Raw genomic sequence first — 17,526 nt, forward strand, 5'->3', positions numbered from 1 at the left:
CATTCCGGAAATGGAGTGAGCATTTAAGATGAGCATTCAGGTTACTTGGAATTCCGAGGACGGCTTGATCCATCCGGTCGCGCGGAATCCGCTGCGAACAAGACGGGACGTGCAGGAGGCGCTCTCGCAGCTGCTGGAGCCTTTAAGCAAATGCTACAGCGAGGGCAGCGCACGCTTGATCCTAGAGCGTTCGGGCGCCGATGCCTATGCCGATATTGCGGAGATGGAGGGTTTCTCTCGCGTCTTGTGGGGGCTCGTTCCCGCCGCTGCCGGCGGCTCCCATGACGAGCTGTGGGAGCTGTGCCTGCAAGGGATACGCGCAGGGACGGATCCGGAGCATGCGGAGTACTGGGGGCAGGTTAATGACTATGATCAACGGCTGGTGGAGATGGCGGTGTTCGGATTGGCCTTTGCCCTGATTCCGGACCGCATCTGGCAGCCGCTGAGCGAGAAGGAGAAGGCCAACCTCTATCAGTGGCTCGATCAAATCAACCATCATCCTTGCTATGATTGCAATTGGCTGTTCTTCCATGTATTTGTCAACGTTGGTTTCCGCAAAGCAGGCTTACCCTACGATGCCGGACAGCTGGAGAACAATCTCCAGCGCATTGAGGAATTTTATCTGGATGCAGGCTGGTATAGCGACGGGATCGGGGGGCACTGTGATTATTACGTGCCGTATGCTTTTCATTTCTATGGCTTGATCTATGCGCAGCTGATGGGAGACGAAGATCCGGAACGCGCCGGGCGCTACAGGGAGCGGGCGGCATTGTTTGCACGCGATTTCATCCAATGGTTTGCTCCCGACGGGGCGGCCGTTCCTTACGGACGCAGCTTGACGTACCGCTTTGCGCAGTCGGCCTTCTGGTCGGCTGCGGCTTATGCCGGGCTGGACGGGTTTAGTCCGGGCCAGCTGAAAGGACTGGTCCTTAGAAATCTCAGATGGTGGTTTCAGCAGCCTATATTCGACCGGGACGGCGTGTTGACGGTGGGCTACGCTTACCCGAACCGAATCATGTCGGAGAACTATAACGCGGCTGGCTCCGTGTACTGGTCGCTGAAGACGTTCCTGATCCTGGCTTTGCCGGATAGCCATCCGTTCTGGTCGGCAGAGGAGCAGGAGCTGGCGGAGACAGGACGTATTTCGGTACAGGAGCCTGCACATCTGGTGCTTTGCCGCGAGCCGCAGACCGGCCATGTGGCTGCGTTCAATACGGGCCACCCGTCTACCAACGAGCATACGCATACTTCCGCCAAGTATGAGAAGTTCGTCTACTCTACCGCCTTTGCGTTCAGCGTGCCGAGGGCGGAATGGGGACTGGCCCAAGGGGCTTTCGATTCCATGCTGGCGCTTAGCGAAGGCGATCGGCTGTTCCGGGTCAAGCGCTTATGCGAGGAGACGCGGATTCAGGAGCATGTGCTGTACGCAAAATGGAAGCCGTGGAGAGACGTCGAGGTAAGGACCTGGATAGCGGCAGGGCTGCCATGGCATATTCGCATCCATCGGATCAGTACGGAACGAATGCTCGATGCTGCCGAGGGCGGGTTTGCTTTAGGCTTGGGATTACTGAACAGCTCCCGAACGGGAGACGGGGCAGCATCGGCTTCCGGCACCTTCGGCACGAGTGCCATCTATGGCATGCTCGGTTACGATACGGCAGAGCTCATCTATCCCCATGCCAATACCAATCTCCTGCGTCCCCGCACTGTCATTCCTACACTGAGGGCGGCGCTCGAACCCGGAACCCATTGGCTCATCGCGGCCGTGCATGGCACCCCCAGCGCTTCCGGCACTCCTTCCATTGAGGAGCCTTCCATGGAAGACGTGAAAGAAAGGCTGGGCGTAGAGATAGGACAGCGTGAGATTAAAATTACGACGCAGACGGGGAATATCATCGTGATTCCGATGGACTAACGGGCTTGCCGTCATACGCCTTCAATATTAATTTAAACCACGAAAGCCGGGGGAATGATGACCCCCGGCTTTCGTGCGCTTCATATAAGCACCTCATCCTCCCTGATCGTGGCGATGGGCTGCAGAAATTGGTGATCAAAGGGCCGCAGCTCTGTCCCTGCCCGAGCTTTATTCACCCAATCCGGGTTGACCAAGGCGCTGGTGCCGATCGCAACGAAATGCGCATGGCCAGAAGCCAAGATTCGTTCTGCGACCGCCGGCTCGCCGAGTTTGCCGTTCGCGATGACGGGAACGCCGCCGTATGTTGCGGCAAGCTCGGCCAAGGTGGTCTCGCCCTCAGCGAAAGCGGGGGCGTAAGCTTTGTACTCCGTCGTGTGAATGTAAGATGGCGATGCCCCGCTCAATTTACCGAATATCGTTTGGGCATCCTCCACTCCCTGTGCCCACTTATGATGGAAATCGTTCACTTTGCCTTGGGAAACCCGAACGCCCACGATATAATCCGGGCCAACGGCTGCCCGAATGGCTTCCAACACCTCAACGACAATTCGAATCCGATTCTCCGTGGCCCCGCCGTATTCATCCGTTCTGCGGTTGGTGTAATCGGTTATGAATTGATCGAGCAGATAGCCGTTTGCCGCATGGATTTCAACCCCGTCGAATCCAGCAGCCTTGGCTCGGAGTGCCGCTTGCGCAAAATCTTGGATCGTTTGTTTAATCTGAGGCTGCGTTAACTCCCGAGGGGTGGCGAATTCGCCGCTTCCTCCATGATCCTCAAGCATGGCGCCCACCGGCTTCACCGCAGAAGGCGCAACCGGGACGAATCGCTCATGCTGAACCAAGGCGCCGGCGTGCATCAGCTGTGCGATGATTTTACTCCCCTCCCGATGAACAGCTTCGATGACAGGCTTCCAGGACGCGGCCTGCTGGTCATTGGCCATGCCGGGTTGGTTGAGATAGCTCTGGCTCTGTACGGCATCCGGATAAAGGCCTTCCGTAATGATCAGACCGAACCCGCCTTTTGCGAATCTCTGATAGTATCGGATCATTCGGTGGTTAGCCAGGCCATTCGGATCTGCGCTCGTTCTAGTCATAGGGGAGAGCACGGCCCGATTGGGCAGTTTCAAAGATCCTAATGAAGCTTCGGTTAGCAGGTTGGGATATGAATGCATGGTTTTGTCCTCCTCAATGGCTGATCAGTCTTATGGCGACCGACGCTTGTAAGTGTATGATCTGATTGTATTTCGCATGGTCTATACTGTAAAATGATAGAAATTAATATATGTATCAATAAAAATGATACCGAGAAGGTGAACTGGATGGACTTAACGGATCTGAGGATGATTGCCGCCATTGTGGAGGAAGGCAGCGTATCAGGCGCTGCCGAGAAGATGGGGTATGTGCAATCCAACGTGACGGCGCGCATACGCAAGCTGGAATCCGAGCTGGGTGTTCCTTTGTTCGATAGGCATCCCAAAGGAGTCTCGCCCACGGAGAAGGGGCTCGTTCTCTACCGATATGCCAAGCAGATTCTTGACATGGCTGAGGAAGCTGTTGCCGCCGTGAAGGAGCCGCTCTATCCAAGCGGTCCGCTTGTGATCGGCGTCGTGGAGACGATGGCGACATCGCAATCCTTTATTCAGGCCTTGTCCCACTTTCAACGAACCTATCCGGAGGTCGCGCTATCTCTCGTTAGCGGAACATCTCCACAGCATTATGAAGGCATGCTCAGCCGAAGATTAGATGGTGCGTTCATTACCGGTGATTATGATATGTCGCTGCTGGAGAGCGAGCTGGAAATCCGGGAGGAGGTGTCGCTGCTTGTTTCGTCGGAGGAATCCGACGCAGAGGGGGCATTCGAGGCATTCGCACTAACGGGCGCTTCTTGGATCGTATTTCCTAAGGGATGTCCGTTCCGGAAGTCTAACGAAGAATGGCTTAGCAGCGAAGGGATCGCCGCAGCGAACATGATCGAAATCAGCACCTTGGAAACGATGCTCAGTTGTGTACGGGCCAAACTGGGCTGCGCGCTTCTGCCGGCATCGGCGATTCCTTGGTCCGATCCAGGATTAAGGACCTACCCCGTACCGGAAGAGTATCGCAGCGCCACGACCCGGCTGCTCCGTCGCAATGAATCATTCCGCAGCAAGGCGTTTGCCGCTTTCGCGGAATGCGTCAGAGAAGCGGGCGGTCTGAATTCCACTGGAATTCATGCCTCCTGAACTTGAAAACATCACCAGTTTGCGAAAGCTTGCCAGAAAAGGGCGGGATATTTTCATGAAAAGTGATACAATGATAGAAATACGTAAATAAGGGTAGCGGATGGATCAACGTTTACCTGGCAGCGAAGTGGGAGTGTGATCGAGAGAATGGAAGAGACGTATACGGCAAAACGGGCAGTCAGCATGGAGGACATCGTGCGCGCACACCACGTGCTTCGCGAAGTGATCGTACGCACGCCGCTGCAGCGGGATGCAGTACTGTCAGCCAAGTATGACTGCGAAGTGTATCTGAAGCGCGAGGACCTGCAGGTGGTTCGCTCCTTCAAGATCCGCGGCGCTTACAATATGATTCGCAGCTTGTCGGAGGAAGAACGCAGCAACGGCATTGTGTGCGCAAGCGCGGGCAACCACGCGCAAGGGGTGGCTTTCTCCTGCAACGCGCTGAATATCAAAGGCAAGATTTACATGCCGAGCACGACCCCGAACCAGAAGGTGAAGCAGGTGAAGCGTTTTGGCGGGGGCAGCGTCGAGGTCATTCTGACAGGGGATACCTTCGATGATGCATATGCCGAAGCGATTAAGGCATGCGACGAGTACGGCATGACCTTTATCCACCCGTTCGATGAAGCGAAGATCATCGCGGGCAACGGCACGATCGGGATGGAGGTTATGGAGGAGCTGGACGCGCCTGCCGACTATATGTTTGTCACCATCGGCGGCGGCGGTCTTGCAGCCGGCGTGGCAACGTACGTCAAAACCGTCAGCCCAACGACGCAAGTCATCGGCGTTGAACCGCTTGGCGCAGCGTCCATGATCGAGTCCAAGAAGCAGGGCGAAGTCGTCACCATGCATGAGATCGACAAATTCGTGGATGGCGCTGCCGTGAAACGCGTCGGGCAGCTGACGTATGACATCTGCTGCGAGTTGGTGGACGATATCGTGACGGTACCGGAAGGCAAGGCCTGCACCACCATCCTGGAGCTGTATAACGAGAATGCGATCGTTGTGGAGCCGGCGGGGTCGCTGGCCGTCGCGGCCCTGGATATGAACCGGGACCGGATTCGCGGGAAAACGGTCGTCTGCATCATCAGCGGCGGCAATAACGATATCGACCGGATGCAGGAAATCAAGGAACGCTCCTTGATTTACGAAGGGCTGAAGCATTACTTCATGATCAACTTCCCGCAGCGTGCGGGTGCACTCCGCGAGTTTCTGGAGGAAGTGCTCGGTCCCGACGACGATATCGCGCGCTTCGAGTATACGAAGAAGCATAACAAGGAAGACGGGCCTGCCCTGGTGGGCATCGAGCTCTTGAGGCCGGAGGATTACGGCCCGCTGGTGGAGCGGATGCAGCGCAAGGGACTAGATTACACGGAGCTGAACAAGAACATGAATCTGTTCAATCTGCTGATTTAAGAGGTACACGAAAACACCATAAAAAGCCGGATTCCCCTAACGGGAACTCCGGCTTTTCTAGTTATTTCATGTATGGCCCTCTTGCGGTCCATGGCGTCACCCGCCGTTAACGTCAGGATGCCTCAGTCAATCGGAACCGCCTTAGCACGGTACCGCTCCACTTCCTGGTTCAGCTTGTCTTTGTTGCTTTCCAGCACGTCGGACCAGGACTTGAGCTTTTTAAGAAGCGCGCTTTTGGAGACAGCGTCGCTGTCCTTCAGTGCTTTATCGAATGCTTGCCGCACTTCCGGGTCCAGCAGATTGTCCTCGTATTTGAACAGCGGCGTGTTGTTATAACCGTAGTAAAGGCTAAGCTCGGTGAATCGAAGCTTCAGCTTCACGTCCGCAGTCCGATTGGACTTGGGATACGCGCTGATAAAGGCCTCTTGCGTAAGTCCCCGATCAATGACCTCGCTCCATGGGATCACCAAAGCGGCATCACTGACGGCAGGCTTCTCGGATTCAACGACCATGATGTCGATATAGGCTTGAATATCCTTGTTGATATAAGGCTTGTATGGCTTCAGCGTGGTATAGTCGATAATCGGGAAGATCACGCCCTCGGTCGTATACAGCCTGTAGCCGCTGTCGCGCAGGTTGATGAGCACCTTTCGGAGCGTTTCATCCTTGGTTTTGTTAATGGTGGTGTTAATCGGCTCCCCGTATTTGTACAGGTTCATGAGTTTATCCTGAATGCCGATTTCGTACACTTTGTCGGTTTTTGCCGGGAGCGCATCATTCATCGCATTCTCCAGCTTAAGCACCAGCATGGTCGCCTGATACGCGGTCACGCTGCCGATATGCTTGGTGATGTAAGACTTGGCATAAGCCACGTCGGATTCCTTCAGCAGTTTATTGGCTTTGTTGTACACGGCATTGCCGAAGGCGGCAGCTTTGCTTGAAACTGCGTTTGAGCCAGCTTGGGATGCGGGTGCTGCGCTAGCGATAACGCCGGTCTGGATCGATAGAATAAGTGCAAGGATGGCAGCAATCGCGGATTTTTTCGACTTTAACATGGTTTTTCCTCCCTTACCACACATTACCCTTATCCTATCATCTTCTATAGAACATTAGTTTACAAAGAACGAAAAAATATTAAAGATTTTGTTAAGCGCCGCCCGCGAATTCATGACGAGTTTGTATTATTTGCTCGAAAAAAGAAGTTTGGTCCCTGCGATTCCGATCAGGAATATGACGAGGCTGATCCATGGCGCAACCGTCAGTACCGGCAGCAGCCGTCCCAGCCACACGCCCGCTACCAATATCAATACCGTGATGGCGACATAAATCCCGATATTGCGAGCATTCACCTTGCGTTTGTCTGCGTCCGGCTTGAAGGCGTCGTTCTTCATCCATCTCAGCAATGCGTGGATCAGCACATAGGAACCGCCTGCGATCAGAATCAGGGTCGATATGCGTACCTGCGTCATGCGTTCGACCGGCCCTCCGGCCCACATCGTGATGAACCCGACCAGAGCCTGAACGAAGAAAAACCAGGTTAAGGCCACCCACGGGATCATGAGATGGAATTGGAGGCTGCTGATGCCTTTCATTTTTGGCAGCTGGTCGACCAGCTCCTTGCAATAGGATTCGGGATCGCTGCCGAATACCTCCTCGGCGCTTTTGCCTTTGGCTTGCGCGTCCAGCAGGTGCTGGGCGATTTCGAGCAGCAGCTCCTCGCCTTTTTGCTCCTGCACGGAGCTGCTGCGGATATAGACAACCATGTCTTGGTAATAGCTTAGGTTGTTCGGCTTCATGGCATCCTGGAGTCGGTTGTTCTCTTTGATCATCTGTTTGGTATTCATCTTTACTGTCCTCCGCGGGTTAAAATGTGGTCCACACTATCTTTAAGCGTTCCCCAATGTTCCTTGAATTGTTGAAGAACCTGCCGGCCTTTATCGGTCAAATTGTAATATTTGCGTGGCGGTCCCCCGGCACCTGGCGCGGGCCTTAGGGTGCCTTCGATGAGCTGCTCTTTCTGCATGCGCAGCAGCAGGGGATAGATGCTGCCTTCGCTCACAAACGTCAGCCCGCTGTCTTCCAGCAGCGTGCTGAGCTCATAACCGTAAACCTCCCGATGCTCCATGAGCGAGAGGATGCAGCCTTCGAGAATGCCTTTTAGCATTTGACTTTGGGTGGTCATGAATGTGGGAATTCCTCCTTCAGGTATATTGCAATGCAAGGTAGTGAGGCGCAAAGGGCTGAGCTGCGAGTAGGCACGATAGCAGACTACCTTGTTATGCAATATATGATAGCAGACAACATGCTTGCAATGCAAGGTAGTGCTGCTGAATCTTGTCACCTTCGTGAACAAGGTATAATTCTCCGGCTCCTATTTCACAATAATAAGCATTCTGAATCTATACAACGACGCCCTGATCATTCAGGGATAAGAAGGAGGAGTTCTCAGATGAGCGCTAGCTTTTTTGACGATGAATTGCACGGAGGAGACGCTGTGCCGGTACAAGGGCAGGAGGTAATCGCAAACAGCGGTGCTCTGGATGTGACACCGGCCCAGCCTGAAGGAGAATTCGTCTCCGAGCGTGAGGACCATGATCTCACCGCCGCATCCTTATGGGAGAATGATCCGGTCGGGAAGACCTGGATGAACGATTGGAGCGGGCGCGAAGAAACCCATGCGATGTTTCGCCAGAGTTACGAGTAAGGCTGAAGGTGCGGTGGTGCGTAAGGGATGAACGTTGAAGCGGACAAGAGAAGCGCATGCTTGGATTTACGGAGCCGCGAGTGGGGCGAAGGTGCGGGCGTCAGCGGGATGAACGACTTGGCAAACGGATGCCGCGTTAGTCCGTAATACAGGTAGAGGGCAGAATGGCCGTTTCTTAACCGCCAGCTTTAAATAGGCTGAATCTCGCTGCATACCGCCATTTCAGCGTTCATGGCACCGTCACACCCTTCAATCGTTTGCGTTTGACTCCTGCTCAATTGCGTTGACAATCCATAATCACGATGCTAAGATAAGTTTAATTAATTCATATTAATCTTATCGGAATTATTAATATTATGATTACGGCGCGTTATCGCAAGGAGGAATCGGCATGGAGCGGCAAATTACAATCCGGCATAATCAAGAGGAACTTACGGCAACCATCCATTACCCATTGAAGGAATCGGCTCACGGAAGCCGGTGCAATCGGGTCCCGCTGGTCATCATCTGCCATGGCTTTGTGGGAAGCCGGATCGGCGTGGATCGGTTGTTTGTCAAAACGGCGCGCGAGTTTGCCGAGGACGGGTACATGGTGATCCGGTTCGACTATATCGGATGCGGGGAAAGCTCGGGCAATTACGGCAGCGAAGGTCTCGACTCGATGATTGCCCAGACGCGTTCCGTTCTTGATTACGGACTCAGCTGCGCGGATGTCGATCCGACGCGCATCACGCTCCTCGGACATAGCCTGGGCGGCGCCGTCGCCCTGCAGACGGCCGTTCGCGATCGCCGGGTAAAGAATTTGATTCTGTGGTCCGCGGTAGGATACCCGTTCAACGATATCGTCAAAATCACCGGTCGCGACGTGTACGACACCTCGGTTAAGTCGGGATCCGCCGATTATTTGGGATACTCGTTTACCCCGGTCTTTTTCGATTCGCTGGCTCAGGGGCAGCCATTCCAGGAAGCCATCAAGTTTACGGGCAATGTGCTGGTCGTTCATGGTACCTCGGATGAGGTGATTCCAGTGGACTACGCTTTCCTGTTTCAAAAGGTGTTCTGGATGCGTCAGGAAGGCCGCTGCGACAAGGAGATTATTTTCCAGGCCGACCACACGTACTCTGCCGGACCCCAGCGCCAGCTGCTCCTTGAGCGGACGCGGGATTGGTTGAACGGGCAGGAGAACATTCAGCAGGAATGGCAGCACTGGATGATTTAAGGGAGTTATTTGGCATAATGGGCGATTTAACGGTACAATAGAGTTGTCCCTTGATTTTGAAGCTGGAGGTGGCATCGATGACGTTACCTGCTTTATTTATTGCCCATGGTTCGCCGATGATGGCCCTGGAGGACAACGAGTACACCCGCTTCCTTGAGCAGTTGGGGCGGGAGCTGCCTGCACCTAGAGGCATTGCGGTATTTTCAGCCCATTGGGACGATCCGGATCAACGGTTGACCGAGGACGCCGAGCATGGAACCATGCATGATTTTTACGGATTTCCGGAAGAGATGTACAAGATTACGTACCCTGCCCGAGGCAGTGCGGAGCTGGCAACTCAGATCCGTCAGCGTTTTGAGGCAAAGAATCTGCACGCCAAAGCCGTAACCGGCCGCGGACTGGACCATGGGGTATGGGTCATTCTGCGCAAAATGTACCCCGATGCGAATATCCCCGTGGTGGCCTTGTCCGTGGACTCCAAGCGCTCGCCAAGCGAACAATATTCCATCGGTGCGATGCTGTCCGATTTGCGTGATGAAGGCATTCTGATTATCGGCAGCGGCGGCTTGGTGCACAATCTGCGGATGGTGCATCAGAGCGATGAGCCGGATGCATGGGCAGCTGAATTCGACGAATGGGTCGCGGAGCAGCTGTCGAATTGGGACCTGCACAATCTGTTTGCGTATGACAAAAAAGCGCCTCATGCCAGCGACGCCGTACCTTCCTACGGACGGGAGCATTTTGTCCCCTTGTTCTATGCGATGGGGGCTGCGGACAACGGCCGCAAGGCAAAGCGATTGTTTCAATCTTACCAATATGGCAGTTTGAGTCTGAACTGCTGGTCATTCGAATAATGAGAAGCCGAGCTTGGATCACAAGCTCGGCTTTTGTTGTGTTTGGGCCGTTTGAGCGCGTGAAATGCGCGAAACAAAAAACACCCGCTGTGCGGGTGCCGGAGAACAAGAACGTAGCGCCATAGGTCTTATACACAAGCCCATGCAGTCTGAAATAAGATTGCATGGTTTTTTTGCCATGATCCGCAGGCGCCTCGGCTATTTTTTGTATTCAACCAAACCCAAAAATTTTTCTGCACAAACCGTGTTGACATTATTGAACTACAATTGTAGTATTGATTTGTAACTACAGCTGTAGTTTATTAATAAAGATTATAGGAGAGGAGCATTACCGAATGAAAGCAGCAACGAAAGTAGCAATCGCGACCCTAAGCAGCATTCTATTACTGGGTTCTTCCGCAAACCTTGCGGCGGAGGCACAATCCGTCAAGAAAGCCCAAGCATCCGCTGTTAAAAAAACAGCCGCAACAGCCAAGTCTATATCGGCAGAGGAAAAAAAGTTTATCGAAAAAGAGATCCAGAGAGTAAAGGAGTTAACCCAAGAGTCGGGTGATATGTATGTTTTGTATCATAAATACCCGCAGTTAAATAGCGGATTTGATATTAGCTATTGGGGAGGGGTGCATGAATTCACTACGTACGAGGACTACTTGAAAAAAGCTTCAACCCTGAAAGGATCCATTCTGCAGCAGCCTGCGAACCTGCCGAAGGGATATAAGTTCTTAACAGCGGTCATTGAAGCCCCGATCGAAGGAAAGTTCGTTGATGAAGTAAGAGCCGAAGGCAAGAAGAGCGGAAAGCCCATCTACATGAAAAAGATAGATTGGAAAGAAGCGGCAACCATCCGTCTTAAATATACGAACGGAGAAGACACGCTGGGCTTTTCCAAGTATGCGGTAGATTCGGTGGGAAGCAAGAAAAAAGGTTTCTTTAACGATAAGCTGCCGGCGCATGTTTTTCCAAAATACGTTTTTTGGAATGATGGCGGCAAATTTGAATACAGTATTTCACTAACCTCATTGGATCTGTCCAGGAAACAGAAGATCGAGATTCTGAAAGCAGCGGTGAAAAAATAACTTCTGCGTCAGCTATAGGTCTTGCGGACAAGCCCATACAGCTCTAGAAATAGGATGGCATGAGTTCTTTTGCAGATCAACATGCCCACAAGCGGTACAAGTATACTGCATGTAACTAAACCAAGAAAATTTTCTTCACCAAACATGTTGACATTATCAAACTACAATCGTAGCATTAACATAACTACACATGTAGTTTGATTGAATTAACATTGGAGGTTTCATGCATGAATCATCAAATACCACCGATTACGGATGCAGAATTGGAAATTATGCGCGTATTGTGGGCTAATCCGGACTGCCCTTCCAGCGAGGTCGTAAAGAAAATGACGGATCTGATGGGGTGGAACCCCAACACAACTCGGACGCTCCTCAGTCGTCTGGTGCAGAAGGAAGCAGCGGGTGCGAAACTGGAAAAGGGTTCAAAGCGCACCCAACTATTTTATCCGATCATCAGCGAGCAGGAGTATCTGCAGTCTGAAACCAAATCCTTCATGAAAAAACTTTATGGGGGGGCCTTAAAGCCGATGCTGGCCAACTTTTTGCAGGATAAAAAACTGAATGCGCAAGAAATCGAGGATCTGAAGGCTTTGTTTGACGAGAACAGCAGCGACGGGGAAGCAGAAAAGAGAGAGCCCTGATGAGTCATACATTGCATGAAAATTTATTATTGTTTTTCGGCTGGGTCATTCGCGGATCGTTCATGGCCGGCATCATGATCGTCCTTGTCCTGATCCTGCAATTTCTACTAAAAAACAAGATTGAAGCCAGATGGAGATACTGGCTTTGGTTTCCTGTGGCCATTCGCTTGCTGCTCCCTTGGGCCCCGGAATCTTCGCTTAGCCTATACAATGTTTTGTCTCTGGAGGCCATCGTGCCCGGCATTCATCAACAAACTCAAGTTCCACCGCATTGGAAGGAAACGGGGAGAATAAGCGAAGCGGTGGTTCGCGCTGAGAGTTCTTTAAATCTGGAAGCAGGCGGAACTTCGGAAGTACCTGCTCCATCCCTTGAATCAGAACCCGTGCAGGAGAGCCGCTTTGGGTGGAATGGGTTCAAGCAAATAGGTTTCACCAATATACTGATGTCGGTTTGGCTTGCGGGCGTGCTGATTCTTGCCGCGAAAACGGTCTACGACCAGCTTCGATTGAAACAAGCCCTGCGCGCGGGCCGAAAAATGGATACGCCTTTTTTATCGGCAGTGTTTCACGAGACGAAACAGCAATTAGGCGTGAAGCGAAACGTGCAGTTTGTCGCCAGCGAGCGAATTCCCGGACCTGCCGTCGTCGGTTATAGTAAGCCGGCGATCGTCATTTCGCCAAGCCTGCTCATCACATTGAAACAGGAGCAGCTGCAGTATATTCTTGCGCATGAGTTCGCACATATTCAGCGGCGGGATGTGGCAGTGAACTGGTTGATGCATATCATCCTGATCATCCACTGGTTTAATCCGTTATTATGGCTAGCCGTACATAAGGCAAGGCAAGACCAGGAGATGGCTTGCGATGCATGCGTCTTGGATCGGATGAGCCCGCAGCAAAACAATGCATACGGACAAACGATCATCCATGTGTTGGAGCATTTTTCAGGATACCATCGCCAGCCGGGGCTTGCCGGTCTGTCCGCCACGCATAAACAAATGAAAAGGAGACTTAAAATGATTAAGCATTTTAACAAAAAATCCTACCGCCTGTCCATTTTGGGGCTGGGAATGATTCTCGCGCTTGGTAGCGTGACGTTGGTTAATGCAAAGGAAAGCAATGCGGGGAACGTACCGCAAAAAGCTCCAGTGCAATCGGAACAGGATTCAAAAGCTGCCGTGATCTATCCGGAGGGGGATATAGACCGCGAGCTTTACAAGAAAGAACGGGAACAGGCCCGGAAAAAAGCAGAAGCCGCAGCCAAGGCTCTAACTCCAGAGGAAAAGAAGTATATCGAAGATGAGACCAATCGAGTGAAGAAGCTAAGTAAAGAGACTGGTGATATGTACGTTCTGTATCATAAATATAAGGATCTTAACAGCGGATTCGACCTAAGTTATTGGGGAGGAATAGAAAAATTCTCTGCTTATGAGGACTACCTAAACAGAGCTTCCACGCTGGAAGGTTCCATCCTGGAGCAGCCTGCCAACCTGCCGGAAGGATTTAAGTTTGCCAAAGCGAGAATTGAAGGTCCAACCGAAGGAAAGTTCCTTGATGAAGTAAGGGCCGAAGGCAAGAAGAGCGGAAAACCCGTCTACGCGAAAAAGATAGACTGGAAAGAGGCGGCAACCATCCGTCTTGAATATACGAACGGGAAAGATACGCTGGCTATTTCTAAATATATGTTGGACTCAGAAGGAAGTAAGAAAAAAGGTTTCTTTGAGGATGACTTACCGGCGGATATCTATCCAAAATACGTTTTTTGGCATGAAGGCGGCTTCGAATACAGCATTTCAACCACATGGGATATGTCCAAGGAACAGAAGGTCGAAATTCTGAAAGCAGCGGTGCAGAAATAACATTTTGAGCTAGCTATTTTGCGCGATAGGCCCATGCAGTCCTGTAAATAGGATTGCATGGGTTCTTTTGTTGATCATGATTTTTCTGGAGTCCGAAAGAAGAGAATCCAAACTGGGAAAGGAATATATAATCAACTTGCTGTTCTGGATTGAAAACGGCAAGTCATTTAGCATCACAACCGATCCGGGACATCCGTCGACGCATGAAGACCTTCCCATTGGCTTAATTAGCGGAGAAGGCGCGGATGGGAACGGGCGGATGAGGTATGACGGTGAAGCGATTCCGAAATTCGATCTGCCGTCGGCCCGACAAAGACCAGCATATCGCATTAGCCCACTTTTCAATTTTGAGGAATTTAGCGGTTCGTAAATCATGATTCGAATGCCAAAAATGCGATTGCATGAAAAAGCCTGGCTTTCCAGGCGGCGCTCTAAAGAGAGCTCGTAGGCTCCTAAGTTGTATGTCACACGAGTTACGGCCTGGCCGTATCGGACCTCAGATCCGCTATTTTTGCTTTTTGCTCGCAATTGGGGGATCTATCGGACACACGATCCGTTAAATCGCGGATATAGCGTAAAATGAAGGCCAAATTCGGTGAATAACGGATCTCTGGTCCGTTAGCATTAAAGAAAAGGTGGTTTTGGTCAAAATAAGGTCCGCTGAGTCCGCTAAAATGGTAAGTAGCTAGTTAGTGCCGTATAAAGTAACGTTCGAACGTAAGCACAACGCCCGAACGTATGTTAAAGCTCAAACTTATGCTAAGGCTCGAAAATATGCCAAAGCTTAAAAGTAAGCTAAAGCTCAGCAGTATGCCAAAGCTCAGACGTATGCCAATGCATGAGCAGCATGCCAAAACACAAGCAGTATGTCAAATCCCAAACGTATGCGAACACACGAGGTGATATGCCATAACTCCAACGTGCCACAACAAAAACAACCCGGCTTGATGGCTCAAGTCGGGTTGTTTAATCAATAGGTTAGTTGTTTAGGTTTCAGTTGCAGTTGCTTACAATGTTATGCGGTTTGTTTTTTGAAAGGTGTGTGGGTGGTGCCGTCGCCTTTCGTTGTTCTGTGCGTCATTTTGTTCCACAGGCCGCGGAGGTAAGGGAGAACCCAATGGTCGAGACCGATTTTACCAGCGTTGGCAGCAGCGACGATGATCAGCACTTCAAGCAGTAACATTTGGGCGTTGGTGCTCACCGTACCCGAGAAGAGGAACGCGGCGTTCATGACCAGCCCCATCAGAGCAGCGAAGGTAGTGAAGGTACCGAGGATCAGGCCGACACCGACGAGGAACTCACCGAGCGGGATGATGAAGTTGAAGAGCTTCACGCCCGGCAGTGCCGCGTGCTCCAGGAACGCTGCCCACCAGCCTTGGACGGCGGGGTGATCGCCGGCTGCTTTGGCAATCGCGCCTTGCAGGAAGCCGCCTGCTTCGAAACCGCCCGTCAATTTACCCCAACCTGCCGTCATCCATTCATACCCGATGTAGACCCTAATGAATGTCAGTAACCACATTGCCACTTTGTTTGTTCTCAGCCAGTTATTAAACATATAAACCACTCCTTAAAAGTATGATTTTCTTTTTATGAAAGCTTCCTTGCCAATTCTCGGATGTTGAAGCTCTGTGATGTTGTTCTTTAGGAAGATGATCATCTCTTTCATGTCTTTATTATAAGTGAAAAAAATCACAATATATGTGATTTAAATCACATTAGTGATAAAAATCATAAAAAACTTAAAATTTGTGAGTTGCAGGGGGAAGTGATAGGTGAAAAGGGGTGGAGAAATAGGAGCAGTATATGCAGAGGCTTAGGAGAAAATACGGGGCGGTGTGGTGGAGATTACCAATATGATACGTGATAGTTAGCATGGTTGTTTAGGGTGTTGTAGGAGTAGGCAAATAAGTAGTAATTAGTTAGTAAGTAATATGCAGTAAGAAGTATGCTGTGCAGACGTGCAGAGTGAGTAAGCAGGGCTTGCCAGTAAGGAAGAAATAAAGCAATTGAGCACAAAGCAAGCAAACCCTGAAGCGTAAGTGCAGCCAGTAAACAGTAAACTAGGAGTAAGTAATAAGCAAATAAGCATGCAGTAGCAGTTAGTAGTGGCCGTAACCAGTAAGTAATAAGCAAAGCTGCATGTAGTAGACGTAAACCAGTAAGTAATGAGCAGAACTGTATGTAGTGGCAGTAACCAGTATGTAATAAGTAAGGCAAAGTGCTCAGATGGCAGAAGAAATAGAATAAAGCAAAAGACATCAAACGGTAAGAAACACACGCACATCCAAATCAATTAGCAGAGCATAACTAGGTTTTACGTTTAAAGCCAGCAAGTAATAAGCAAAGCAATATGCAGTAGACGTAAACCGGAAAATGATAAGAAAAAGCTGCATGGAGTAGGCACATATCTAGTAAGCGATAAGCAAAATAGGAAGTGGTAAATGCCAAACCAGCAAGCGGAGCAGTATATGGTCAGCGAAAACTCAGCAAGCTGTAAGGAGTATACGCAAAGCAGCACCTAGTACCTGAAGCGAGTAGATAATGCGCAACGCATTGGGAGATGACATTCCCTGAACCATGGCTCGTCGTGAATTTATTACTAGGCATGACTGCTTATAAAACACGGATGACCGGTACCGGTGGCCGCGGTCACCCGATGACTTATTGAAAAGGCAAGCAGAAAAAGTACGGATAGAGGAGAAACAGTCAAATCTTACTGTTAGGAAGAAGAAACGAGATGGATTTAGCTATGGGACGGGGAGCTAGGAACGAATTTAGCTGACGAGAAGCGTATGACTGGATACGACCGGATACGATCCAGCTTGAGATTACTTTAAATTACTTTTGAACTCTAATTTACCCTCGCATTCATTTTATATCAGACTGCCTGATTCTGCAGAGGGGAGGAGTCGCTGCTGATTTTCGCTTTGCGCGTGAATTTATTCTGAAGATAAGGCATGAGCCAACGGTCGATGCCGATCTTACCGCTGTTGGCCGCTGAGAGGATGATCAGGAATTCGAGCAGCAGGAGCTGACCGTTGATGCTGATCGAACCGGAGAAGAGGAACGCCGAGTTCATCACCAGTCCCATCAGCGCGGCGAACACGGTGAACGAGCCGAGAATCAGGCCGAGCCCGACAAGGAATTCGCCCAGCGGAATGATGACGTTGAACCATTTGACGCCGGGGAGCGCGGCATGCTGGAGGAATACGGCCCACCAATCTTGAACCGCCGGATTCTCGCCGGTGGATTTGGCGATGGCTCCCTGCATAAATCCGCTCGCATCGAAGCCTCCCGTTAACTTGCCCCAGCCAGCCGACAACCACTTATACCCGACGTACACCCGAATGACCGTCAGCAGCCACATCGCGATTTTGCTGGATTGCAACCATTGAATAAACATCTACACCACTCCTCCAATGAATAATCATTCTCTTTTTTGTTTTCAGATTTTTGCAAATTTGAAATTCATAAGCGCGACGGGAGCCGAAAAAACAGCAACGATCTATATAATGTCGCATCAGCACAAATTATTCATATTTGCAAAAATCTGTATTCAAATACAGTATTCGCATAGGCTGTGATTTGGCATAGGTTCTTGGCATGGAAAAAAGACGATG

At 51.0% G+C, this 17,526-nt stretch carries 16 protein-coding genes; 10 read left to right on the top strand and 6 right to left on the bottom strand.

All coding sequences use genetic code 11. The features are described 5' to 3' along the window. Positions 1-28 precede the first annotated feature (28 nt). Positions 29-1,915: a DUF2264 domain-containing protein gene (locus AC3RCL_RS04765; RefSeq protein WP_492534666.1), complete on the top strand. Its 1,887-nt coding sequence runs from the start codon at positions 29-31 to the stop codon at positions 1,913-1,915. An 80-nt stretch (positions 1,916-1,995) separates the two neighbouring features. Here AC3RCL_RS04765 and AC3RCL_RS04770 read toward each other — a convergent pair whose 3' ends face one another. After that, a complete protein-coding gene (locus AC3RCL_RS04770; protein ID WP_012819114.1) occupies positions 1,996-3,087 on the bottom strand; it encodes an oxidoreductase in 1,092 nt (363 codons plus the stop codon). Between the two features lie 147 nt (positions 3,088-3,234). Here AC3RCL_RS04770 and AC3RCL_RS04775 point away from each other — a divergent pair, with 147 nt between their 5' ends. Beyond that, positions 3,235-4,137 (top strand): LysR family transcriptional regulator, encoded by a 903-nt coding sequence (locus tag AC3RCL_RS04775; RefSeq protein ID WP_492534667.1) that lies wholly within the window; start codon positions 3,235-3,237, stop codon positions 4,135-4,137. A 147-nt stretch (positions 4,138-4,284) separates the two neighbouring features. After that, entirely contained in the window at positions 4,285-5,553 is a 1,269-nt protein-coding gene (gene ilvA, locus AC3RCL_RS04780; protein WP_009592278.1) for a threonine ammonia-lyase IlvA, read from the top strand. 122 nt (positions 5,554-5,675) lie between these two features. Here the strand turns inward: ilvA and AC3RCL_RS04785 are convergent, their stop codons facing one another. The 3 genes from AC3RCL_RS04785 to AC3RCL_RS04795 form a co-directional block, all read right to left on the bottom strand. Then, positions 5,676-6,608 (bottom strand): hypothetical protein, encoded by a 933-nt coding sequence (locus AC3RCL_RS04785; RefSeq protein ID WP_492534668.1) that lies wholly within the window; start codon positions 6,606-6,608, stop codon positions 5,676-5,678. A gap of 126 nt (positions 6,609-6,734) precedes the next feature. After that, entirely contained in the window at positions 6,735-7,397 is a 663-nt protein-coding gene (locus AC3RCL_RS04790) for a DUF1129 family protein (RefSeq protein WP_492534669.1), read from the bottom strand. 2 nt (positions 7,398-7,399) lie between these two features. Then, positions 7,400-7,735, bottom strand: a complete 336-nt coding sequence (locus tag AC3RCL_RS04795) for a PadR family transcriptional regulator (protein ID WP_009592352.1) — start codon at positions 7,733-7,735, stop codon at positions 7,400-7,402. 267 nt (positions 7,736-8,002) lie between these two features. On the opposite strand from AC3RCL_RS04795, the gene AC3RCL_RS04800 reads away from it, so the two are divergent. The 7 genes from AC3RCL_RS04800 (at position 8,003) to AC3RCL_RS04830 (ending at position 14,276) form a co-directional block, all read left to right on the top strand. Further along, the gene (locus tag AC3RCL_RS04800; protein ID WP_096774989.1) at positions 8,003-8,257 is read left to right on the top strand and encodes a hypothetical protein; all 255 of its coding nucleotides are present in this window, start codon (positions 8,003-8,005) and stop codon (positions 8,255-8,257) included. Positions 8,258-8,648: 391 nt separating this feature from the next. Next, positions 8,649-9,476, top strand: a complete 828-nt coding sequence (locus AC3RCL_RS04805) for an alpha/beta hydrolase (RefSeq protein WP_009592308.1) — start codon at positions 8,649-8,651, stop codon at positions 9,474-9,476. 77 nt (positions 9,477-9,553) lie between these two features. Then, the gene (locus AC3RCL_RS04810) at positions 9,554-10,330 is read left to right on the top strand and encodes a DODA-type extradiol aromatic ring-opening family dioxygenase (protein ID WP_375120883.1); all 777 of its coding nucleotides are present in this window, start codon (positions 9,554-9,556) and stop codon (positions 10,328-10,330) included. Positions 10,331-10,665: 335 nt separating this feature from the next. Further along, positions 10,666-11,406, top strand: coding sequence for a hypothetical protein (locus AC3RCL_RS04815; protein WP_375120882.1), 741 nt, complete (start codon positions 10,666-10,668; stop codon positions 11,404-11,406). A gap of 227 nt (positions 11,407-11,633) precedes the next feature. Next, on the top strand, positions 11,634-12,047 hold the full coding sequence (locus AC3RCL_RS04820) for a BlaI/MecI/CopY family transcriptional regulator (RefSeq protein WP_012819123.1): 414 nt from the start codon (positions 11,634-11,636) through the stop codon (positions 12,045-12,047). Then, entirely contained in the window at positions 12,047-13,906 is a 1,860-nt protein-coding gene (locus AC3RCL_RS04825; protein ID WP_492534670.1) for a M56 family metallopeptidase, read from the top strand. The genes AC3RCL_RS04820 and AC3RCL_RS04825 overlap by 1 nt, the downstream gene beginning before the upstream one ends. Before the next feature lie 67 nt (positions 13,907-13,973). After that, positions 13,974-14,276, top strand: a complete 303-nt coding sequence (locus AC3RCL_RS04830) for a hypothetical protein (protein ID WP_492534671.1) — start codon at positions 13,974-13,976, stop codon at positions 14,274-14,276. A gap of 645 nt (positions 14,277-14,921) precedes the next feature. On the opposite strand, the gene AC3RCL_RS04835 is transcribed toward AC3RCL_RS04830, so the two are convergent. Further along, entirely contained in the window at positions 14,922-15,461 is a 540-nt protein-coding gene (locus AC3RCL_RS04835) for a DoxX family protein (RefSeq protein WP_009592282.1), read from the bottom strand. 1,323 nt (positions 15,462-16,784) lie between these two features. Further along, positions 16,785-17,309, bottom strand: a complete 525-nt coding sequence (locus tag AC3RCL_RS04840; RefSeq protein WP_492534672.1) for a DoxX family protein — start codon at positions 17,307-17,309, stop codon at positions 16,785-16,787. Between the last annotated feature and the right edge of the window lie 217 nt (positions 17,310-17,526).

This window comes from Paenibacillus sp. MT86, from assembly GCF_058792535.1.